Below are 20,457 nucleotides of genomic sequence, written 5' to 3' on the forward strand. Positions count from 1 at the left end.
GACCAGAATGCCCAGCCCCGGAGGCCCCGCACCCGGCCCACCCCCACACGCGCGAGGCGGCACCTGACCGCGCCGGATGGGGGCACCCCCGGCCGAAGGCTGGGGGAGGGCGGGCGGGCGGGGAAACCCCCAACCGCAACCACAACGCACCCGCACACAAACGCCCGGGCGGCCCGGCGCAGCCGGACGGCGGCACGGGGTCAGGCCACCCCGTCGGGATGAGGCAACAACACCACCCGGTGCGCCTCCGCCCCCGCCGCCATCGAACTGTCGCACGCCGCGACGACCGTGATCCCCGCCGCCGCGACACGGCGCAGTTCGCTCCACGCACCGCGGCTGATGACGGTCGTGGTGACGGAGGGACCACGGCTCCAGGGCGCGCTGTTGAGGGCGAGCTGCAGTGCCGAGCGCTGCGGGCCGGGCGGGCCGACCACGGCGATCAGCTCTCCCGTCGGCGTGGACAGATGGGCTCCGGTGACGGTCGGGGTCGCCATGCCTGCCCCTCTCCTCGTTCTGGCCGGTATACGAGCAATGGGTCTTTTGCTCGGGGATCGACCCAGGTTTACCAAGGATCGGGCCGGATCAAGGGCGCGGCACTCCGGGAACTCCCTTTGCGGTACGGGCTCCGGCCGCCTGGGCGGGCACCCGGGGCGCGTCCCGGTGGAGCACCAGCAGCGCCATGTCGTCGGTCAGCCGCCCCCGCGTGTGGCGGAGGAAGGCGGCGCACACCGCGTCGACCAGGGCCCGCGCGGACAACGCGCCGCCGTGGCACGCCGACTGGGCGGCCCCCTCCAGCACCGGCAGCAGGGGGAAGAACTCCCCCGCCGCGTCGCGGGCGTCCACCGCGCCGTCGGTGTGCAGGAACAGCGCCTGGCCGGGGAGGAGTTCGCCGCAGGGCACGGCCTTCGCCACCGGCCCGGGGTCGAACAGTCCGAGCGGCGGGAACGGTTCGCCCGCCTCCAGCGCCCGGGCGCGGAAGCGTCCGGGGCGGTCGGGGCTCAGCCGGTACGGCTGCGGGTGGCCGCAGTTGATCACGTGGACGCCGCAGTCCTCGCCCAGTTCCAGCAGCATCAGGGTCACGAACTCCTCGGCGGCGTGCGTGCGCCCCCGCAGGTGGCGGTGGAGCGCCTTGTCCAGTCGGCGGAGCACGCCCCCGAGTTCCGGCTCGTCGTGCGCGGCCTCGCGGAAGCTGCCGAGCAGCGCGGCGACCGTGCCGATGGCCTCGAGGCCGTGGCCGCGTACGTCGCCGATGACCGCACGCACCCCGTAGGGCGTGGCGAGCACCTCGTACAGGTCGCCGCCGACCCGGGCGCCGCGGCTGGCCGAGAGGTAGTCGCCCGCCACCGCGAGGGCGTTCACCCGGTGCGGCAGCGGGGGCAGCAGCACCTGCTGGGCGGCGACGGCGATCTCCCGGGTACGGTCGAGCTCGGCGGCGAGCCGGGCCCTGCGGTCCACGAGCCAGAAGCAGACGGCCAGTACGGCCAGCACCGCGACCTCCGTGCCGAGCCGCTGTCCGCTGTCCGGCACCGCCACGGCCGCCACGGCGAGTCCTCCGCTGACCAGGACGCAGCGGCGCCGCCCCGTCCCCGCGCACGCGATCACGGGCGCGGCCGCCACCGCGGGCACCCACTGGACTCCCCCGGGGACGGCGTAGACCAGGCCCAGCACGGCGGCCACCCACAGCCCGGGCAACGACAGGACGGCCAGGCCCCGCGCTCCGCGCCTGGGTCCGCGGCTGACTGCCCTGGGTCGGATCATGCCTCGGGGCTCCCCCTGAAGCCGTTGACGCGGACGGCGACGACACAGCCCCCGCGTCGAGTGGGCCCTGGTTCCGATCGATTGTGGCGACTCGGTGCGACGAACCGGGTACCCAGGGGAACCATTTCACCCGATCGGACTACGTGTCCGGGGAGAACGCCGGTGGGGCGCCCCCGGCGGACCGGGGACGCCCCACAGAAACCCGAACGCGCGGGCGTCAGGCGCCGCGCAGGGTCGCTCCCGTGCGCTCCGCCGCCGCGGCGACCGCCGCGTCGCGGGCCGCGGAGGCCTCGTCGGCCGTGAGCGTACGGTCCGCGGCGCGGAAGCGCAGGCTGTACGCCAGCGACTTCTTGCCCCCGCCGATCTGCTCACCGGTGAAGATGTCGAACAGCCGCAGCGATTCGAGCAGTTCCCCGGCGCCGGAGCGCAGGGCGGTCTCCACCTCGGCGGCCGGGACGGAGGCGTCCACGACCAGGGCGACGTCCTGGGTGGCCACCGGGAAGGTGGACACGCGGGGCGCGACGACCGGGCCGCCCGAGGCACGCTCCAGGCGGTCGAGGTCGATCTCCATGGCGGAGGTGCGCTCCGGCAGGTGCAGGGCCTTGATCACCCGGGGGTGCAGCTCGCCGGCGTTGCCGACCAGCACCTCCTCGCCGTCGACGACCGCGAGGAGCGCGGCGCAGCGGCCCGGGTGGAAGGGCGCCTGCCGGTCCTGGCGGACGATCAGCTCGACCCCGGCCTCGCGGGCGACGACCCGCCCGGCCTCGATCGCGTCGGCCGCACCCGAGGGACGGCCCTGGCCCCACCAGCCGGCCTGCTCACGGGCACCGGTCAGGACGACAGCGACGCGCCGCGGCTGCCGCGGGAGGGCGGCGTCGAGCGCGGCGATCTCGGCGTCGGTCGGGCGCCGGTCGACCGGCAGCCGCGGCGGCGCGGGCTCCTCGCCGCTGGGGCGGAAGACCAGTCCGGTCTCGAAGAGCGCGAGGTCGTGCGCGCCGCGCCCGACATTGCGGCGCAGGGCGCCGAGCAGGCCGGGGAGCATGGTCGTGCGGAGCGCGGGCTCCTCGTCCGACAGCGGGTTGGCCAGCTTGACGGTGATGCGGCGCGGGTCGTCCGCGTCGAGGCCGAGCTGGTCGAAGACGGCCTCGCCGAGGAACGGGTAGTTCTGCACCTCGGTGTAGCCCGCCCCGGCCAGCGCCCGGCCGACCCGGCGGCGCAGCTTCTGCGACTCGGTCAGACCGCGGCCCGAGGGCAGGTTCGGCAGGGTGGAGGGCAGGTTCTCGTAGCCCTCCAGCCGGATGACCTCCTCGGCGAGGTCGTTGGGGTCGCGCAGGTCGGGCCGCCAGGACGGCACGGTGACGATCAGCTCGTCGGCGCCGTAGACGTCGCAGCCGACCTGCTGGAGGCGGCGCACCACGGTCTCGCGGCCGTACGCCATGCCCGCCACCCGGTCCGGGTGGTCGGCGGGGATGGTGATGGTGTGGGGCGCCGAGGGCGCGGTGATCTCGGTGACGCCCGACTCTGCGGTGCCACCCGCGAGCAGCACCAGCAGGTCGACGGTGCGCTGCGCGGCGGCGGCCGCGGCCTGCGGGTCCACGCCGCGCTCGAAGCGCTTGGAGGCCTCGGAGGACAGCTTGTGCCGGCGTGCGGTGCGGGCGATGGCGACCGGGTCGAAGTGGGCCGCCTCGATGACGACGTCGGTCGTCGAGGCCCCGGTCTCGTCGATCTCGGTGTTGGCGCCGCCCATGACGCCGGCCAGGCCGATCGGGCCGCGGTTGTCGGTGATCACGAGGTCCTCGGGGTCGAGGACGCGGACCTGGCCGTCGAGGGTCGTCAGCTTCTCGCCCGGCTGCGCCCGGCGCACGCCGATGGCGCCCTCGACGCGGTGCCGGTCGTACGCGTGCAGGGGCTGGCCCAGCTCCAGCATCACGTAGTTGGTGACGTCCACGGCGAGCGAGATCGGCCGCATGCCGGCCTTCTGCAGCCTGCGCTGCAGCCAGATCGGCGAGCCCGCCTCCGGGTCGAGCCCGGTGACGGTGCGCGCGGTGAAGCGGTCGCAGCCGACCGGGTCGGCGACCCGCACCTCGTAGCCGTAGGAGTTCGGGCCGGGCACGTCCAGCAGCGCCGGGTCGCGCAGCGGCAGCCCGTAGGCGATGGCGGCCTCGCGGGCGACGCCGCGCATCGACAGGCAGTAGCCGCGGTCCGGGGTGACCGCGATGTCCAGCACCTCGTCGACGAGCTCCAGCAGCTCGATGGCGTCGGTACCGGCCTCGTGCTCCGGCGGCAGCACGATGATGCCGTGCGAGCCGTCGTCGCCCATGCCCAGCTCGGCGCCCGAGCAGATCATGCCGTGCGAGGTGCGGCCGTAGGTCTTGCGCGCGGAGATCTCGAAGTTCCCGGGCAGCACGCCGCCGGGGAGGATGACGACGACCTTGTCGCCGACGGCGAAGTTGCTCGCGCCGCAGACGATCTCCTGCGGCTCGCCGGTGCCGTTCGCGGTGCCGACGTCGACCGTGCAGAAGCGGATCGGCTTCTTGAAGCCGGACAGCTCCTCGATGGTGAGCACCTTGCCGACGACCAGCGGGCCCTTGAGCCCGGCGCCGAGCTGCTCGACGGTCTCGACCTCGAGGCCGGCGGAAATGAGCTTGGCCTGGACGTCGCGACCGGACTCGCCGGCGGGCAGGTCGACGTACTCCCGCAGCCAAGAAAGCGGGACCCGCATCAGATCTCCATCCCGAACGGAAGGGTGAAGCGCACGTCACCCTCGACGATGTCTCGCATGTCCTCGACGTTGTGACGGAACATCAGCATGCGCTCGATGCCGAAGCCGAAGGCGAAACCGCTGTACTTCTCCGGGTCGACGCCGCAGGCCGTGAGCACCCGGGGGTTGACCATGCCGCAGCCGCCGAGCTCGATCCAGCCCTCGCTGCCGCAGGTCCGGCAGGGGCGGTCCGGGTTGCCGACGGACTCGCCGCGGCAGACGTAGCAGACCATGTCCATCTCGGCGGACGGCTCGGTGAACGGGAAGTAGTTCGGGCGGAGCCGGGTCGTGATGTCCTCACCGAAGAGCGACTGCACCATGTGGTCCAGGGTGCCCTTGAGGTCGGCCATGGTCAGGCCCTCGTCGACGGCGAGCAGCTCGACCTGGTTGAAGACCGGGGTGTGGGTGGCGTCCAGCTCGTCCGAGCGGTAGACCCGGCCGGGGCAGATCACGTAGACCGGCGGCTCGCGGTCGAGCAGGGAGCGGATCTGCACCGGGGAGGTGTGCGTGCGCAGCACGACGCCGCTCTCCTCGGGACCCGTGCCGGCGGGCTTGTCGCCCTCCACGAAGAACGTGTCCTGCATGGTGCGCGCCGGGTGGTCCGCCCAGATGTTCAGGGCGTCGAAGTTGAACCACTCGGCCTCGACCTCGGGGCCCTCGGCCACCTCGTAGCCCATGGCCACGAAGATGTCCTCGATGCGCTCGGAGAGCGTGGTCAGCGGGTGGCGGGCGCCGCGCGGGGCGCGGTCGTACGGCAGGGTGACGTCCACCGCCTCCTCGACCAGCACGCGCTCGTCGCGCTCGTTCTCCAGCACCTCCTGCCGGGCCTTGAGCGCCTGGTTGACCGTGCCGCGGGCCTGGCCGACGCGCTTGCCGGCGTCCGCCTTGGCGTGCGGCGGCAGCGCGCCGATCTCGCGGTTTGCCAGGGCCAGCGGAGAGCGGTCGCCGGTGTGCGCCACCTTGACCTCGCGCAGCGCGTCGAGGTCGGCGGCTTCGGCGATCGCGGCGAGCGCCTCGTCGCGCCGGCGCTCGATCTCTTCCGGTTTCAGTGCCTCGACCTCGACAGGGTCGTACGACTTGTTCGGTGCCGACATTTCTTCCCGTTCCGATGTGGGTGATGGCGTGGCCGACCTGCCTGCCCGACCGCTGAATGCCAAGGGTCGAGTCTATCGGGGCCACGGGGAAAGGCTGGTCACGCCCGTCGGGGGCGGTGGAGGACCACGCTTCGCTCAGGCCGTGAAGGCCGGCGCCCCGACGGGCAGGGTAAATCGGAACTGGGCGCCCTTTCCGGGCGCGCGACCCACGGTGATCGTACCGCCGTGGGCCTCGACGATGCCCTTGACGATGTACAGACCCAGGCCCGTGCCACCGCGTTTGCTGCCCCGCCAGAAGCGGGTGAAGACGCGGTTCATGGACTCCTCCGGGATGCCGGGGCCCTCGTCGCTCACGGTCACCGCCGTCCCGGACCATTCCGGCTCGCGGGGGGCGACCGCCGACGAGGGCGCAGCGCTTACGTCAATGGTGACAGTTCCCTCACCGTGGCGCACGGCGTTTTCCAGCAGGTTCCCCAGGATCTGGTCGACCTTGTCGGGGTCGGCCCACAGCGAGGGCAGCGCCTCGGCCACCCTTACGGTGAAGCGGTCCGCGGGCTGGCCGGCCGCGACGAGCGCGTCCACGTGCCGCCGCACCGCGGCGCCGATGTCGACCGGCTGGCGGCGGACCTCCAGGCGGCCGGAGTCGATGCGGGAGATGTCGAGGAGTTCGGCGATCAGCCGGGTGACCCGGTTGGCGTCGGCGTGCACCGTCTCCAGCATGAGCTTCTTCTGGTCCTCGGTGAAGCGTTCCCACTTCGCCAGCAGGGTGGCGGTGAAGCCCTTGACCGAGGTGAGCGGGGAGCGCAGCTCGTGCGCGACGGTGGCGATCAGCTCGGCGTGGCTGCGCTCGGTGCGCCGCCGCGCCTCGGTGCCGCGCACCGCGACGACCAGCCGGCGCACGGGCCCGGTGGGGTGGTCGCGGACGTACTTGGCGGAGACCAGCACCTCGCGGCCGCCAGGGAGCAGCAGATTGCGCTCGGGCTGCCCGGTGCGGGTGGCCAGGCCCGCGTAGGGGTCGGTGAGCTGCCACCAGCGGCGCCCGTCCAGGTCCTCCAGGGGCAGCGCCTGCTCGATGGGGCGGCCGATGACGTCGGCGGGGTCGAGCGCGGTGATCCGGGCGGCGGCGGCGTTGAAGCAGAGCACGAGGCCGTGCTCGTCGGCGACGACGAGACCGTCCGGGAGCTCGTCGGTCGTGACGCCGAGTTCGGTCAGGACGATCGGCCAGCCCTGCGGCGCGCTCGGCGGCGTGCCGTCGGTCGTCCTGACGTCCATCCCCGCAACCCCCTCTCCAGGGCGGCCCCCGGGGCGTCACACTACTAGCTCATTGTTACGGAGCGGCACCCTCCGGGAGCACGCTGCGCGCGGGCGGAGGCGTAAAGGCACACGGCGGCGGCCGTGGCGAGGTTGAGGCTCTCGGCGCGACCGTGGATGGGGACGCGCACCACCTCGTCCGCGAGTGCGCGGGTCTCCTCCGGCAGGCCCCAGGCCTCGTTGCCGAAGATCCAGGCCGTGGGGCCGCCCATGGTGCCCTCGTCGAGCTCGGCGTCCAGGTCGCGCTCCCCCGCGCCGTCGGCGGCGAGCAGCCGGACGCCGGCGCCGCGCAGCCCGTCGACCACGGTCCCCATGGGGACGCCGACGGCCACCGGCAGGTGGAAGAGGCTGCCGACGGAGGCGCGTACGGCCTTGGGGTTGTACAGGTCGACGGAGGCGTCCGTGAGGACGACCGCCTCGGCCCCGGCGGCGTCCGCGCAGCGCAGCACGGTGCCGGCGTTGCCGGGGTCGCGCACGTTCGCCAGGACGGCGACCAGCTTCGGGCGGGCGCGCAGGATCTCCTCGAACGGGGTGTCCAGGAAGCGGCACAGGCCGATGATCCCCTGCGGGGTGACGGTGTCCGACATCTCGGCGACGACCTCGTCGGTCGCGGTGAGCACCGGCACCCGTGCGGCGCGGGCCGCGGCGACGATGGCGGCGTGCCGTTCGGCGGCCTCGGGGGTGACGTACACCTCGACCAGATGCTCCATGGCCTCGCGCACGGCCTGCGGGCCCTCGGCGAGGAAGCGCCGCTCCTTGCCGCGGAAGCTGCGCTTGGCCAGCCGCCGCGCGGCGACGACGCGGGGGGATCGCAGGGAGGTCAGCTCGGGGCCGGGCATGGGGGTGCACTCACTTCGGTCGGGTCCGGCCGGACGCGCGGCACGGCGCTCCGGAACACAGCACGGACCCGCAGGCACACGGCCTGCGGGTCCGGAAGAGCAGTGGGTCAGGCCGCCTTGGGGGCGTTGACGTCGCTCGGCAGGGCCTTCTGGGCCACCTCGACCAGCGCGGCGAACGCGTTGGCGTCGTTGACGGCCAGCTCGGCGAGGATCTTGCGGTCCACCTCGACGTTGGCGGCCTTCAGACCCTGGATGAAGCGGTTGTAGGTGATGCCGTTGGCGCGGGCAGCGGCGTTGATGCGCTGGATCCACAGCTGACGGAAGTCGCCCTTGCGCTTCTTGCGGTCGTTGTAGTTGTAGACGAGGGAGTGGGTGACCTGCTCCTTCGCCTTGCGGTACAGGCGGGAACGCTGGCCGCGGTAACCGCTGGCCTGCTCGAGGATCGCCCGGCGCTTCTTCTGGGCGTTGACTGCCCGCTTGACGCGTGCCACTAGATAACTCCTTCAAAGGGACCGCGGGGGTGCTCACACGGCCCGAAAACGAATGGGTCCCGGTCCAACATCGCGCCCCCTGGTCGAAGGGGGCGTGCCGTCACTTGCCGAGAAGCTTCTTGATCTTCTTGGCGTCGGGCTTGGCCAGGACGACAGTGCCGGTGAGGGCACGGGTCTTCGTCGACGGCTTGTGCTCAAGCAGGTGGCGCTTGCCGGCGCGCTCGCGGATCACCTTGCCGGAGCCGGTGATCTTGAATCGCTTGCTCGCACCGCTGTGGGTCTTGTTCTTCGGCATGCGCCGTAGTCTCCTCGTCGCTGGCCCTCCCGTCCGCCCTGGAGCGGACGGAGAGCGTCAGTCCTTCATTGCGTTACCCGGAGCGGAACTCCGGGTCCTGGCAACGCCGTCAGACGGCGTCAGCTGGCGTCGGCGGGAGCGTCCTGCTCGTGCTCCTGCTCCTGCTCGTCGGGGTCCTTCGGCAGGCGACCGGCCTTGCGGGCGGCCTGCGCCTCGCGGGCCTCGGCCATCGCCTCGGTCTTCTTCTTGTGCGGACCGAGGACCATGATCATGTTGCGGCCGTCCTGCTTCGGCGAGGACTCCACGAAGCCCAGGTCCTGGACGTCGTCGGCGAGCCGCTGCAGCAGTCGGAAGCCCAGTTCCGGGCGCGACTGCTCACGACCGCGGAACATGATCGTGATCTTGACCTTGTCGCCCTGCTTGAGGAACCGGACGACATGACCCTTCTTGGTGTCATAGTCGTGCGGATCGATCTTCGGCCGGAGCTTCATCTCCTTGATGACCGTGTGCGCCTGGTTCTTGCGCGCCTCACGGGCCTTCATGGCCGACTCGTACTTGAACTTGCCGTAGTCCATGAGCTTGCAGACCGGCGGACGTGCGGTCGCCGCCACCTCGACCAGGTCGAGGTCGTACTCCTGCGCAAGCTCCAGTGCCTTGGCAAGCGGCACGATGCCGACCTGCTCGCCACTGGGACCGACGAGTCGCACCTCGGGGACGCGAATCCGGTCGTTGATGCGGGGCTCGGCGCTGATGGGGCCTCCTCGGTAGCACCACGCGTCTGACTGGATTGACAGCCGCGTAACGTCTGAAACTGGGTCCGGCCCGTGAGGAGACGTCAAAAAACGCCCCATACGGGTCACAGGCGGATGCTCCTCAACAACCGGGAGCACCGCCGCGGAATTCCCCGCGGGGCGCATCGGGCGCCTTGTCCTCGTCCGGGGACACGGCACCTGACCGGTGACCCGCCGCCCTCGAAGAGCCGGCAAGGTGGGAGATCGGAGCCTCCACTTGTGGGCTGGAGCGCTCCGCTTCCGTGAGTCCGCGGGGTGTCCAGCCGGTCGATCGTCAAGCATACCAGTGTCCGACCGCAGACCGTAATCGGCCGGTGTGGCCCTATCGTGTGAGGCATGAGTGACGCCAGCCCCCAGCACCAGTCCCCCTCCGCCGACCGTCCCGACTTCGACACGCTGACCCGCGACATCGCGGATGTCCCGGCGGTCGAGGTGATCACCACGGTCGCGGTGCACCTGATGAGCGCGGCGGCGGTGAACCTGGGCCTCGCGGAGGACGGCGAACAGCACAAGGACCTCGACGAGGCGCGCAAGCTGATCACCGCGCTGGCCGGCCTGGTCACCGCCGGCGCGACCGAGATCGGCTCCTACCACGCCGCGCCGCTGCGCGACGGCCTGAAGTCGCTGCAGCTCGCCTTCCGCGAGGAGTCCGTCGTCCCGGACGCGCCGGGCGAGGGCCCGGGCGAGAAGTTCACCGGCCCCGTCCACGGCTAGGCCCTGGGCCGGGCCCGGGCCCGGCCCGCCCGAGCGCTCGAGACGGCGTCGCCCCCGGTGGGGCGGCGCCGTCAGCGCGTGAAGAGGGGTTCGCCGGGCAGCTTCGTGTCCGCCGGGAGCAGCGCCAGCTCGATGCCGCGCACCAGCGCGCCGCGCAGCACCTCGTCGGCGGCCAGCGTCCGCGAGACGCGCTGCGCGACCTGACGCACGTCGGCGCCCGGGTCCAGGACCAGCCCCACCGTGCCGTCGGAGCCGGCGGACGGGACGAGGTGGGCGCGGACCACCTCCGGCGCCGCCGCCACCGCCGCCCGCAGGGCCTCGCGGACCACGGGGTCGGCCAGCGGGTCCGCCGTGGCCCGGCCCGAGGCGACGGCGCGCAGCGCGGCACCGGTCAGGGCGTACGGCACGGGCCCGGCCATGTCGATCAGCAGGGTGTCGGCCTTCTCGTGCGCCAGCGCCTGGAGCGCCTGGCCCAGCGGCACGGCCACCGGCCGCGCGTCCGGCCGCCAGCGCGCGAGGGCCTCGGTGGAGGTGAAGGCCGGCAGCGCCCGGCGGCCGTCGGCGGCCTGGATGGTGGGCACCGCCATGTCGCTGGTCTTCTCGCGGCGCAGCCCGTCGGGCCCCTCCTCGACCTCTCCCAGCAGCGCCACCACGGGCACCAGGACGCGTGCGCCCGGGAGAGCCGCGAGCACCTCGGGTTCGGCGGACCGGTCGGCGTCGTAGGCGGCGAGCGCCGCCACGAGCCGGGGGTCGCCGGAGCCGTCGTCGTCGGAGAAACCGGGGTCGGGGATGTTCTTGAGAGCCACGCACCGAGGGTAGCCGGGGTGCCCGGCGGCGATTTCTTACGGCCCCTTCATACGCCTCTCACGGACCGCGCAGTTTCCGTCCCTAGGTTCCCTGGGCATGGCTTCCGAGAACACCTCCGCACGGCCCCGCCGCCGCGTCCGTCTCCCCCGCGTCCCCTCCGGTGGGCGCCACGCGCCCCGCGGCACCGTGCGCGCCGTGGTGGCCGTCGCCGCGCTGGCGTGCGCGACGCTCGGCACGGTGACGTATGGGTCGGCTGTGTCGGCGTCGCCGCCGCGCACCGCGGCGGCGGCAGCGGCTCCGTCCGGCGGGGCGGCGGCGAACGTGGCGATCGTGAAGGCGAGCGGGGCGATCGTGAAGGCGAGCGGGGAGTCCCGGGTGATGTGGAGCGAGGTGCTGGAGGCGGCGCTGCGGGACGTGTCCGGGGACCCGGAGGCGCGCTACTCCGTGGCGGTCCTGGACACCGCCTCGGGCGCGCGGGCGGTGTACGGGGACGGCCTGTACGACACGGCGAGCATCGTCAAGGTCGACATCCTGGCGGCCCTGCTGCTCCAGGCCCAGGACGCGGGACGGGATCTGACGGCGCAGGAGAAGGCCTGGGCCGAGGTGATGATCGAGTACAGCGACAACGCGGCGGCCACCGCGCTGTGGCGGGCGATAGGCCGGGGTGCCGGGCTGGACGCCGCCAACCGCCGCCTCGGGCTCACCTCGACCACGCCGGGCAGCGGACTGCTGTGGGGGCTGACCCGGACCACGGCGGCCGACCAGCTCACCCTGCTGCAGCGGGTGTTCGGCACCGACGGCGCCCTCGACGCGGCGTCCCGCGGGTACGTGCGACGGCTGATGGGCCGGGTGTCGGCCGCGCAGGCCTGGGGCGTGCCGACCGCGGCGGACGGCTCCTACGAGGTCAAGAACGGCTGGCTGCAACGGAGTACGACCGGGCTGTGGGACATCAACAGCATCGGCCGGATCCGGGCCGGCGGCCGGACCTACCTGGTCGCCGTGGTGTCGCGCGGCAGCACGACCCAGGCCGCGGGCATCACGCTGGTGGAACGGGCCGCACGGGCGGCGGTGCGGGCCTTCAGCCGTGCCGCCGGCCGTTCCGGCGCGCCGTGAGCCGGGGCCGCAGCCACAACAGGGCGGCGGCGGCGACCAGTCCGGTGCCGGCGACCGCGAACGCCACGGCGATCCCGTCGCCCAGGGTGTCCCCGTCGGTGGCCGCGGCCGCCTTGGCGGCGGCGGGACCGGAGCCGAAGTACTTGCGTGTGTGGGGGACGGCGCTCGGCACGGTGCCCTCCGGCCTGAGCCCGGCCCCGGCCTTCAGCGCGGCCGCCGGGTCCACCAGCCCGTACCCGACGGCGTCGTTGCGGCCCCCGGGCGGGGTGTCGCGGGCGGTGTCCTCCAGCAGCCGCTTGACCTGGGCGGGGCTCAGCCGGGGGTAGGCGGAGCGGACCAGCGCGGCCGTGCCCGAGACATAGGCGGAGGCGGTGCTGGTGCCCCAGCCCTCGTAGTAGCGGCGGTTGGGGTCGGCGATCACGACGTCGACGCCGGGCGCGGCGACCGTCGCGTACCAGCGGCGGGTGGAGAACGACGCGCGGGAGCCGTAGCGGTCGACGGCGGCCACCGCGATGACCCCCGGGTACGCGGCCGGGTAGGAGGCGCGGTTGCCCTGTTCACCGCCGTTGCCCGCGGACGCGACGACGACCACGCCCTTGCGGAGCGCGTACTGGATCGCGTCGTCCTCCTGCGCCTCGGGGTGGGCAGTGCGGCTGTCGTCGCCGAGGGAGAGGTTGATGACGTCGGCGCCGTGGTCGGCGGCCCAGCGGATGCCGTCGGCGAGGGCGCTGCCGCGGGTGGTGCGGGCCTTCTTCCGCTGCGGGTCCTTGTCCTCCAGGATCACCCGCACCGGCAGGATCCTCGCCTCCGGCGCGATGCCCAGCACGCCGTCCGACCCGCCGGGGCCGTGGCCGTGACCGGCGATGATCCCGGCCATGCCGGTGCCGTGCCGGGCCCACGCGGTGTCCCCGCGGTTCGCGCCGAAGCCGACCATGTCCTTGCCTTCGAGGACCCGCCCGGACAGGTCCGGGTGGGTGCCGTCCACCCCCGTGTCGAGGACGGCGACGGTGACGCCGTCGCCCTTGGTGGTCCGCCACGCGTCCTGCGCGTGCAGCGCGTCCAGCGCCCAGTCGGCGTCCCGTACGGCGTCGGCGTGGGCCGGGACGATGGGCAGCAGGACGAGGGCCGCGGCGGCCAGACCGCCGGCCAGGCGCCTCATCCGGAGCCTCCCGTCGGAGCGGCGGTCAGCGAGCGCGCGGCGCGGCGGGCCCGGCTGTCGACGGCGTCGGCCAGGGCGTCCGCCTCGTGGCCCAGGCCGGCCTGGGCGGGCGCGGCCGTCGCGCCCGCGGTGACGGCCGAGGCGGCGGGCTGCGGGACGCCGATCTCGCGGCCGTCGGCGAAGCCGCTGACCGCGTACACCACGACGGGGAGGTCGGCGGCCACCGTGACCGTCCAGCTGGCGCGCTGCCGGTCGCCGAAACCGGCGGCGGCCGTATGCGGGAAGGCGACCGTACGGGGCATCAGATCGGCGCGGGAGCCGAGGCGTTCGGCGGTCCAGCGGTCGCGCAGCTTGCGCATCGTGGGGGCGTCGGCCTTGGTGACGAGCAGTCCGACCGTGGTGACGGCACTCGACGTGGCGTCGCTGTAGGTGGCGCGCAGCAGTTTGACGCAGCCCGCGGGGCGCAGCACCTTCGCGAGCAGCGGGTCGAACGCCTCCCGGCAGTCCCCGGCGGGCGCCACTCCGATCCGCGTCCAGGTGCGTTCGGCGCCGCCGGGGCCGAGGCCCTTGCCGTGCAGGGTGGGCGGGAAGAGCGTGTCGACGGGTGTGCTGTGCCACAGGCCGCGGGCGAGGGCGAAGTCGCGCCTGCTCGCCTCGGCCGCCGTGGGCGTGGGGGCGGCCGGGTCGTGGTTGATCCACACCCCGGCGCCCGCCCCGCCGAGCAGCCCGAGGCCCAGCACCAGGCAGAGGGCCGCCGCGGCCGTCCGGGGACGCGTCCGGGCGGCGTGCGCGGGGGCGTGCGGCGGCCGGGGCGGCGGCGCCGAGGGCGGTACGGGCGACGACCAGGCCGCGGCCGGCGGGTACGCGGGCGCGGGCGGCACCGGGGGCGGTGCCGAAGGGGCCGGTGGCACAGGGGCCGGTGCCGGTGCCGGTCCGGCCGGGTAGGCGACGCCGACGGGGCCGCGTCCGCCTGCGGGCCGATGGTGCGGGGGTGGTGGGGCGGGGGCCGTTCCGTACAGCTCCTGGGGCAGTACGCCCTCCGGTTCGCCGCCCGCGGCGGTGCCGGCGGCCGCCCAGGGCGCGGAGGGGGCCCGGCCGGGGGCCGAGGCGGCGGCCCAGTGGGCCGGGGCGGCGGTGTGCGGGGCGGTGCCGGGGGGCGGCGGTATCGGGCGCGGAGGGGACCAGCTCGGCCGGGGGGTCGCTCCCCCGCTGTCGAAACCGGCGCTCACCCGGTGCCCCCTCACGGCCGCACGGCGGACGGCCCGTTCACGCGATGGACTGCGGCGTCACTCTACTGGTCGCGGCGACGTCACGACGCGTCAGTACGGATCACTTGCCCCTACCGCTCGGTAGGGGCATTCTGGCAAGCTTCGCGCATGTCTGATCGCGGAGCAGCTCGCGCCCGGTACGACCGGGCCACCGCCCATCTCGACGCGCCGGTGGCGATCGTGGACCTGGAGGCGTTCGACGCCAACGCGGACGACCTGGTCCGCAGGGCGGGCGGCAAGCCGATCCGGGTGGCGTCCAAGTCGGTTCGCTGCCGCGCGCTCCTGGAGCGGGTCCTGGCCCGCGAGGGCTTCGCGGGGATCATGTCGTTCACCCTCGCCGAGTCGCTGTGGCTGGCGCGTTCGGGCTTCGACGACGTCCTGCTGGCCTACCCGTCGGCCGACCGGTCGGGGTACGCGGAGCTGGCCGCCGATCCGAAGCTGGCCGCCGCGGTGACCGTCATGGTCGACGACGTGGCGCAGCTCGACCTGATCGACTCCTCGCGCGCCGGCGGCTCCGAGATCGTCCGGGTCTGCCTGGAGCTGGACACCTCGCTGAAGATGCTCGGGGGGCGGTTGCGCATCGGGGCGCTGCGCTCCCCGCTGCACCAGCCGGAGCAGATGGCGGCGCTGGCCCGCGAGGTGTCCCGGCGCCCCGGCTTCAAGCTGGTGGGGATCATGGCGTACGAGGGCCATGTGGCCGGGGTCGGCGACTCGATCGCCGGGCGGCCGCTGCGCTCGCGCGCGGTGCGGCTGATGCAGGCGGCGGCGCGCCGGGAACTGGCGGCGCGGCGGGCGGAGGCCGTGCGGGCGGTGCGGGAGGTGGCGCCCGGGCTGGAGTTCGTGAACGGCGGCGGCACCGGCAGTGTGCAGAGCACGGCCGCCGAGGACGCGGTGACGGAGATCGCGGCCGGTTCGGGGCTGTACGTGCCCCGGCTGTTCGACAACTACACGTCCTTCCGGGGCCGTCCGGCGGCGCTGTTCGCGCAGCCCGTGGTGCGCCGCCCGGGCGTCGGCGTCGTCACCGTACTGGGCGGCGGCTACCCGGCCTCGGGGGCGGCGGGCCGGGACCGGCTGCCGGTGCCGTATCTGCCGGAGGGGCTGCGCTACGACCCCCAGGAGGGGCCGGGCGAGGTGCAGACGCCGCTGGTCGGGACGGCCGCCGACGATCTGCTGATCGGCGACAAGGTGTGGTTCCGCCACGCGAAGGCGGGTGAGCTGTGCGAGCGGTTCGACACGCTCCAGCTGGTCGAGGACGACCGGGTGGTGCGGGCGGTGCCGACGTACCGCGGCGAGGGCAGGACGTTCCTCTGACGCATCCGGCGCATCAGGCCCGGGCGTACCTGTGACGCGAGCGCCCCGGCCGGGTCCGCCCGGCGGGGCGCTGCGCGGGGACGGCGGTCAGACGCCCGTGCCGCCCGCCGCACCCGAGACCTTGATCCCCTTGGTGATCTCGTCCATCACGTCGAGGTCGGGCGCCTTGGGATTGATGTCGAAGCCGGAGCGGACCAGCACGAGCTTGTCGGGGTCCTTGGGCGACGGGAAGACCAGCGACTGCACATGGCCGTCGTCGCCGTTCTTCGTCACGACCTTCCAGCGGACGTAGTAGCCCTTCTGGCCGGCGACCGTGACCGCCCCGGAACCGGTCACCTCGTGCGAGGTGATGTCCCCGTAGATCTCGTCGCCGTAGGACTCCTCGGCGTTCTTCGCGATGTCCTCGGTCGCGGCGGCCTTCGGCGTGGTCGCCTTGACGCCCGCGGCGTAGGCGGGCTCCGAGGTGACGCCGCCGCGCACGCAGGTGCGCGAGGAGTCGCCGGGGCACGCGTAGCGGCCGACGGTCAGGGAGGCGCGGCCGTAGCGGTCCGTCGTGCCGTCCCATCCGTCCGGCACCGGGATGCTGATGCCGTCGAGCGCGTCCACGGCGAAGCCGGGCTCCCTGTCGGGGGCCGCCGAGGGCCCGTCGCCGCCGGGCCCGCCGTCCAGGCCGCCGTCGCCCGAGTCGGGGTGGGGCGCGGAGGCGGAGGGGCCGGGGGCCGCGGCCGGGGCGTCGCCGCCGCGGTTGAGCGCGACGACGCCTCCGATCACCGCGCCCACCACCACGAGGGCGGCGACGACGGCTATCGCGATCACACCGCCGCGCCTGCCGCCGCCCCCGCCCGACACGACGTCGGCGGGGTACGGCGGATGGCCCGGTACTCCGGGCGCACCGAAGGCCGGCGCGGGGGGCGGGGCGCTGCGGGTGTACTCGGTCCACTCGGTCCCGTCCCACCAGCGCTCCAGAGCGGGCCCGTTACCTGTCTGCCCGGGTTCTGGGTACCAGCCGGGCGGGGTCGTCATGGTCACGGCGTCACCCTAAGGCCCGGACCTTAAGATTCCCGTCAGTCGACCGGTTACAGAGGGGTCACGTACGCCCCCGCGATACCCCCGTCCACCAGGAACTCCGCTCCCGTGACGAAGGACGCGTCGTCGCTGGCGAGGAAGGCCACGGCGGCGGCGATCTCCTCGGCCTCCGCGAAGCGCCCCACCGGGATGTGCACCAGGCGGCGGGCGGCCCGCTCCGGGTCCTTGGCGAACAGCTCCCGCAGCAGCGGGGTGTTGACCGGGCCCGGGCACAGCGCGTTGACCCGGATGCCCTCCCGGGCGAACTGCACGCCCAGTTCGCGGGACATGGCCAGCACGCCGCCCTTGGAGGCGGTGTACGAGATCTGCGAGGTCGCCGCGCCCATCACCGCCACGAAGCTCGCGGTGTTGATGATGGATCCCTTGCCCTGGCGCTGCATGTACGGCAGCGCCGCCTTGCAGCACAGGTACACCGACGTCAGGTTGACCTCCTGGACACGGCGCCAGGCGTCGATGCCGGTGGTGAGGATCGAGTCGTCGTCGGGGGGCGAGATGCCCGCGTTGTTGAAGGCGACGTCGACCGAGCCGTAGGTGTCGTACGCGGCCTTGAACAGCGCCTCCACCTGCTCGGCGTCGGTCACGTCCACCTTGACGTACAGCCCGCCGACCTCCTCGGCGGCCGCCTTGCCCGCCGCCTCGTCGATGTCGCCGCACACGACGTGGGCGCCCTCGGAGGCGAGCCGGCGCGCCGCGGCGAGCCCGATGCCGCTGCCGGCCCCGGTGACCACCGCCGTCCGGCCCACCAGGCGGCGGCACACCACTGCTTCTGCTTGCGTCATTGCCGGGATCACTCCTCCGTGCTGATGAAGACGTTCTTGGTCTCGGTGAAGGCGGCCAGCGCGTCCGGGCCGAGCTCGCGCCCGAGCCCCGACTGCTTGAACCCGCCGAACGGTGTCCAGTAGCGCACCGAGCTGTGGGAGTTGACCGACAGATTGCCGGCGGCGGTGCCCCGGGCCAGCCGCAGGGCGCGGCCGACGTCCCGGGTCCAGATCGAGCCCGACAGGCCGTACGGGGTGGCGTTGGCCAGACGCAGCGCGTCGGCCTCGTCCTCGAAGGGCAGCACGACGGCGACCGGGCCGAAGACCTCCTCCACCGCGACGCGCTCCCCCGGGTCGGCGGGGGTCAGCACGGTCGGCGGATACCAGAAGCCCTTGCCCTCAGGGGCCGTGCCGCGGATCGCGACGGGCGCGTCGGGGGCCACGTACGAGCGGACGCGGTCGCGCTGCGCGGCGGAGATCAGCGGTCCCATGTCGGTGGCCGGATCGGCGGGGTCGCCGACGCCGACGGCCAGGACGGCGGGCTCCAGCAGCTCCATGAAGCGGTCGTACGCCTGCCGCTGGACCAGGATCCGGGTGCGGGCGCAGCAGTCCTGCCCGGCGTTGTCGAGGAAGGCCATCGGCGCCGTCGCCGCGGCCCTCTCCAGGTCCGCGTCGGCGAAGACGATGTTGGGCGACTTACCGCCGAGCTCCAGGGTGACCCGCTTGAGCGTGCCGGCGCAGGTGGCCATGATCTGCTTGCCGACGCGGGTCGACCCGGTGAAGACGATCTTCGCGACGCCCGGGTGCTCGACCAGGGCCGCCCCGGCGACCGGGCCCTCGCCGGGCAGCACCTGGAAGAGGTGCTCGGGCAGTCCCGCCTCCCGTGCCAGGTCGGCCAGGCGCAGCGCGGTCAGCGGGGTGGTCTCGGCGGGCTTGAGGATCACCGCGTTGCCCGCCGCGAGCGCCGGTGCGGTCCCCCAGGCGGCGATGGGCATGGGGAAGTTCCAGGGAGCGATGACGCCGACGACCCCGAGCGGTTCGAGGAAGGTGACGTCGATGCCGCCGGGCACCGGGATCTGCCGGCCGCTGAGCCGTTCGACGCCGCCCGCGGCGTAGTCGAGCAGGTCGCGGACGTTGCCGGCCTCCCAGCGGGCGTTGCCGGCGGTGTGGCCGGCCTCGCGTACCTCCAGGGCGGCCAGTTCCTCCACGTGCGCGTCGACCGCGGAGGCGAAGCGCCGCAGCAGCCGCGCGCGGTCGGCCGGGGCCAGCGCCGCCCAGGCGGTCTGGGCGCGGGCCGCGCGGGCGACGGCGGCGTCGACGTCCTCCCGGCCGGCCGCGGGGACGGTGGCGATCACCTCCTCGGTGGCCGGGTCGAGCACGTCCAGCGCTTGGAGCGGTTCGGGTGCTTCGGGCACTCGCTGCCTCACATGCGTTCGAAGGAGCGGTAGCGCTCCCAGTCGGTCACGGCGGTGTCGTACGCGTCCTGTTCGACGCGGGCCATGTTCAGGTAGTGCTCGACGACCTCGTCGCCGAAGGCGGCGCGGGCGATCGGGCTGGCCTCCCACAGCTCGGCGGCCTCGCGCAGCGTGGCCGGCACGTGCGCCACACCGTCGCTGACGTAGGCGTTGCCCGTGACGGGCTCGGGGAGGGTGAGCTTCTGCTCGACGCCGTACAGCCCGGCGGCGATCATCCCGGCGACGGCGAGATAGGGGTTCACGTCGCCCCCGGGCACCCGGTTCTCCAGGCGCAGCGCGGACGGGGAGTGCCCGACCACGCGCAGGGCGCAGGTGCGGTTGTCCGGGCCCCAGGCGACGGCGGTGGGGGCGAAGGAGCCGGGCCGGAAGCGCTTGTAGGAGTTGATGTTGGGCGCGTACAGCAGGGAGAAGTCGCGCAGCGCGGCGAGCTGCCCGGCCAGGAAGTGCCGCATCGTCTCCGACATGCCGCCCGGCTCGTCGCCCGCGAAGACCGGCTGCCCGTCCTCGTCGCGCAGCGAGAGGTGGATGTGGCAGGAGTTGCCCTCGCGTTCGTTGTACTTCGCCATGAAGGTCAGCGAGTAGCCCTCCTGCGCGGCGATCGACTTGGCGCCGGTCTTGTAGACGCTGTGCTGGTCGCAGGTGACCAGGGCCTCGTCGTAGCGGAAGGCGATCTCGTGCTGGCCGAGGTTGCACTCGCCCTTGGCGGACTCCACGCGCATGCCGGCGGCGCCCATCTCGTTGCGGATGCGGCGCAGCAGCGGCTCGATCCGGCCGGTGCCGAGCAGGGAGTAGTCGACGTTGTACTGGTTGGCGGGGGTCAGGCCGCGGTAGCCGTTCGTCCACGCCTGCTCGTAGGTGTCCTTGAAGACGATGAACTCCAGCTCGGTGCCCGCGTACGCCGACCAGCCGCGCTCGGCGAGCCGCTCTGTCTGGCGGCGCAGTATCTGCCGGGGCGAGGGGGCGACGGGGGCGGAACCGTGGTCCAGCAGCCGCAGGTCGGCGATGACCAGCGCGGTGGCGGCGTCCCAGGGGGTGATCCGCAGAGTGCCGAGGTCCGGGTGCATCGCGAAGTCGCCGTAACCGCGCTCCCAGGAGGACAGGGCGTAGCCGTCCACGGTGTTCATGTCGGCGTCCACGGCGAGCAGGTAGTTGCAGCCCTCGGTGCCGTGCTCCAGGACGTCGTCGAGGAAGTGCCGGGCGGCGAAGCGCTTGCCCTGGAGGCGCCCCTGCATGTCGGTGAAGGCGACGACCACGGTGTCGATCTCCCCGGAGTCGACATGTCGTCGCAGGTCGTCGGTGCTGAGCGGGGCTGTTGGGTGCACCACGGGTGATCACCTCTCCTACCGGCCGACAGGTGATCCAAAAGTACGGGCCCGGGGCCCAGTTGGGTACGGTGCAAGGAGAAATCCGCGCGTCGCAGGGAGGC

The 20,457-nt window shown here is 73.8% G+C and carries 19 protein-coding genes; 3 read left to right on the forward strand and 16 right to left on the reverse strand.

What is annotated here, in order from left to right:
- Positions 1-200 precede the first annotated feature (200 nt).
- The 9 genes from AB0F62_RS22765 to infC form a co-directional block, all read right to left on the reverse strand.
- Positions 201-494: a hypothetical protein gene (locus tag AB0F62_RS22765; RefSeq protein ID WP_361801906.1), complete on the reverse strand. Its 294-nt coding sequence runs from the start codon at positions 492-494 to the stop codon at positions 201-203.
- An 88-nt stretch (positions 495-582) separates the two neighbouring features.
- Complete coding sequence (locus AB0F62_RS22770) at positions 583-1,758, reverse strand: PP2C family protein-serine/threonine phosphatase (RefSeq protein ID WP_361801909.1); 1,176 nt, start codon at positions 1,756-1,758, stop codon at positions 583-585.
- Positions 1,759-1,975: 217 nt separating this feature from the next.
- Positions 1,976-4,480: a phenylalanine--tRNA ligase subunit beta gene (pheT, locus tag AB0F62_RS22775; RefSeq protein WP_361801911.1), complete on the reverse strand. Its 2,505-nt coding sequence runs from the start codon at positions 4,478-4,480 to the stop codon at positions 1,976-1,978.
- On the reverse strand, positions 4,480-5,613 hold the full coding sequence (pheS, locus tag AB0F62_RS22780) for a phenylalanine--tRNA ligase subunit alpha (protein ID WP_361801914.1): 1,134 nt from the start codon (positions 5,611-5,613) through the stop codon (positions 4,480-4,482). The genes pheT and pheS overlap by 1 nt, the downstream gene beginning before the upstream one ends.
- Before the next feature lie 135 nt (positions 5,614-5,748).
- Positions 5,749-6,885, reverse strand: coding sequence for an ATP-binding protein (locus AB0F62_RS22785; protein WP_361801917.1), 1,137 nt, complete (start codon positions 6,883-6,885; stop codon positions 5,749-5,751).
- Between the two features lie 44 nt (positions 6,886-6,929).
- The gene (locus AB0F62_RS22790) at positions 6,930-7,763 is read right to left on the reverse strand and encodes an RNA methyltransferase (RefSeq protein ID WP_361801920.1); all 834 of its coding nucleotides are present in this window, start codon (positions 7,761-7,763) and stop codon (positions 6,930-6,932) included.
- 107 nt (positions 7,764-7,870) lie between these two features.
- A complete protein-coding gene (rplT, locus tag AB0F62_RS22795; protein ID WP_018564305.1) occupies positions 7,871-8,254 on the reverse strand; it encodes a 50S ribosomal protein L20 in 384 nt (127 codons plus the stop codon).
- Between the two features lie 100 nt (positions 8,255-8,354).
- Complete coding sequence (gene rpmI, locus AB0F62_RS22800) at positions 8,355-8,549, reverse strand: 50S ribosomal protein L35 (RefSeq protein ID WP_018564306.1); 195 nt, start codon at positions 8,547-8,549, stop codon at positions 8,355-8,357.
- A 119-nt stretch (positions 8,550-8,668) separates the two neighbouring features.
- Entirely contained in the window at positions 8,669-9,343 is a 675-nt protein-coding gene (gene infC / locus AB0F62_RS22805) for a translation initiation factor IF-3 (RefSeq protein ID WP_361802123.1), read from the reverse strand.
- Positions 9,344-9,676: 333 nt separating this feature from the next.
- Between infC and AB0F62_RS22810 the strand changes: the two genes are divergently transcribed.
- Positions 9,677-10,054, forward strand: coding sequence for a DUF1844 domain-containing protein (locus AB0F62_RS22810; RefSeq protein WP_361801925.1), 378 nt, complete (start codon positions 9,677-9,679; stop codon positions 10,052-10,054).
- Between the two features lie 71 nt (positions 10,055-10,125).
- Here the strand turns inward: AB0F62_RS22810 and AB0F62_RS22815 are convergent, their stop codons facing one another.
- A complete protein-coding gene (locus AB0F62_RS22815; protein ID WP_361801928.1) occupies positions 10,126-10,860 on the reverse strand; it encodes an SseB family protein in 735 nt (244 codons plus the stop codon).
- 97 nt (positions 10,861-10,957) lie between these two features.
- Here AB0F62_RS22815 and AB0F62_RS22820 point away from each other — a divergent pair, with 97 nt between their 5' ends.
- Entirely contained in the window at positions 10,958-11,974 is a 1,017-nt protein-coding gene (locus AB0F62_RS22820; RefSeq protein WP_361801931.1) for a serine hydrolase, read from the forward strand.
- On the opposite strand, the gene mycP is transcribed toward AB0F62_RS22820, so the two are convergent.
- Positions 11,940-13,133, reverse strand: a complete 1,194-nt coding sequence (gene mycP / locus AB0F62_RS22825) for a type VII secretion-associated serine protease mycosin (RefSeq protein ID WP_361801934.1) — start codon at positions 13,131-13,133, stop codon at positions 11,940-11,942. The two genes, AB0F62_RS22820 and mycP, sit on opposite strands and share 35 nt — an antisense overlap.
- The gene (locus AB0F62_RS22830; protein ID WP_361801937.1) at positions 13,130-14,362 is read right to left on the reverse strand and encodes a hypothetical protein; all 1,233 of its coding nucleotides are present in this window, start codon (positions 14,360-14,362) and stop codon (positions 13,130-13,132) included. Before AB0F62_RS22830 ends, mycP begins: the two co-directional genes overlap by 4 nt.
- A gap of 147 nt (positions 14,363-14,509) precedes the next feature.
- Between AB0F62_RS22830 and AB0F62_RS22835 the strand changes: the two genes are divergently transcribed.
- On the forward strand, positions 14,510-15,712 hold the full coding sequence (locus AB0F62_RS22835; protein WP_361801940.1) for an amino acid deaminase/aldolase: 1,203 nt from the start codon (positions 14,510-14,512) through the stop codon (positions 15,710-15,712).
- An 87-nt stretch (positions 15,713-15,799) separates the two neighbouring features.
- Here AB0F62_RS22835 and AB0F62_RS22840 read toward each other — a convergent pair whose 3' ends face one another.
- From AB0F62_RS22840 to AB0F62_RS22855, 4 genes are read right to left on the reverse strand one after another with little or no spacing between them, the layout of a single operon-like run.
- Entirely contained in the window at positions 15,800-16,735 is a 936-nt protein-coding gene (locus AB0F62_RS22840; RefSeq protein WP_361802126.1) for a DUF2510 domain-containing protein, read from the reverse strand.
- A gap of 53 nt (positions 16,736-16,788) precedes the next feature.
- Positions 16,789-17,577 (reverse strand): 3-oxoacyl-ACP reductase, encoded by a 789-nt coding sequence (locus AB0F62_RS22845; protein WP_361801943.1) that lies wholly within the window; start codon positions 17,575-17,577, stop codon positions 16,789-16,791.
- An 8-nt stretch (positions 17,578-17,585) separates the two neighbouring features.
- Positions 17,586-18,971, reverse strand: a complete 1,386-nt coding sequence (locus AB0F62_RS22850; RefSeq protein WP_361801946.1) for an aldehyde dehydrogenase family protein — start codon at positions 18,969-18,971, stop codon at positions 17,586-17,588.
- Positions 18,972-18,979: 8 nt separating this feature from the next.
- Entirely contained in the window at positions 18,980-20,356 is a 1,377-nt protein-coding gene (locus AB0F62_RS22855; RefSeq protein WP_361801949.1) for a glutamine synthetase family protein, read from the reverse strand.
- Positions 20,357-20,457: the final 101 nt, after the last annotated feature.

Origin of the sequence: Streptomyces sp. NPDC026673 (assembly GCF_040638135.1) — a bacterium.
Taxonomy (GTDB): Bacteria; Actinomycetota; Actinomycetes; order Streptomycetales; family Streptomycetaceae; genus Actinacidiphila.

Bases quoted from the DNA above. Each gene is read 5' to 3' on its own strand.
- AB0F62_RS22765 (WP_361801906.1), bottom strand. From the start codon at position 494: ATGGCGACCCCGACCGTCACCGGAGCCCATCTGTCCACGCCGACGGGA.
- AB0F62_RS22770 (WP_361801909.1), bottom strand. From the start codon at position 1,758: ATGATCCGACCCAGGGCAGTCAGCCGCGGACCCAGGCGCGGAGCGCGG.
- pheT (WP_361801911.1), bottom strand. From the start codon at position 4,480: ATGCGGGTCCCGCTTTCTTGGCTGCGGGAGTACGTCGACCTGCCCGCC.
- pheS (WP_361801914.1), bottom strand. From the start codon at position 5,613: ATGTCGGCACCGAACAAGTCGTACGACCCTGTCGAGGTCGAGGCACTG.
- AB0F62_RS22785 (WP_361801917.1), bottom strand. From the start codon at position 6,885: ATGGACGTCAGGACGACCGACGGCACGCCGCCGAGCGCGCCGCAGGGC.
- AB0F62_RS22790 (WP_361801920.1), bottom strand. From the start codon at position 7,763: ATGCCCGGCCCCGAGCTGACCTCCCTGCGATCCCCCCGCGTCGTCGCC.
- rpmI (WP_018564306.1), bottom strand. From the start codon at position 8,549: ATGCCGAAGAACAAGACCCACAGCGGTGCGAGCAAGCGATTCAAGATC.
- AB0F62_RS22810 (WP_361801925.1), top strand. From the start codon at position 9,677: ATGAGTGACGCCAGCCCCCAGCACCAGTCCCCCTCCGCCGACCGTCCC.
- AB0F62_RS22820 (WP_361801931.1), top strand. From the start codon at position 10,958: ATGGCTTCCGAGAACACCTCCGCACGGCCCCGCCGCCGCGTCCGTCTC.
- mycP (WP_361801934.1), bottom strand. From the start codon at position 13,133: ATGAGGCGCCTGGCCGGCGGTCTGGCCGCCGCGGCCCTCGTCCTGCTG.
- AB0F62_RS22835 (WP_361801940.1), top strand. From the start codon at position 14,510: ATGTCTGATCGCGGAGCAGCTCGCGCCCGGTACGACCGGGCCACCGCC.
- AB0F62_RS22840 (WP_361802126.1), bottom strand. From the start codon at position 16,735: ATGACGACCCCGCCCGGCTGGTACCCAGAACCCGGGCAGACAGGTAAC.
- AB0F62_RS22845 (WP_361801943.1), bottom strand. From the start codon at position 17,577: ATGACGCAAGCAGAAGCAGTGGTGTGCCGCCGCCTGGTGGGCCGGACG.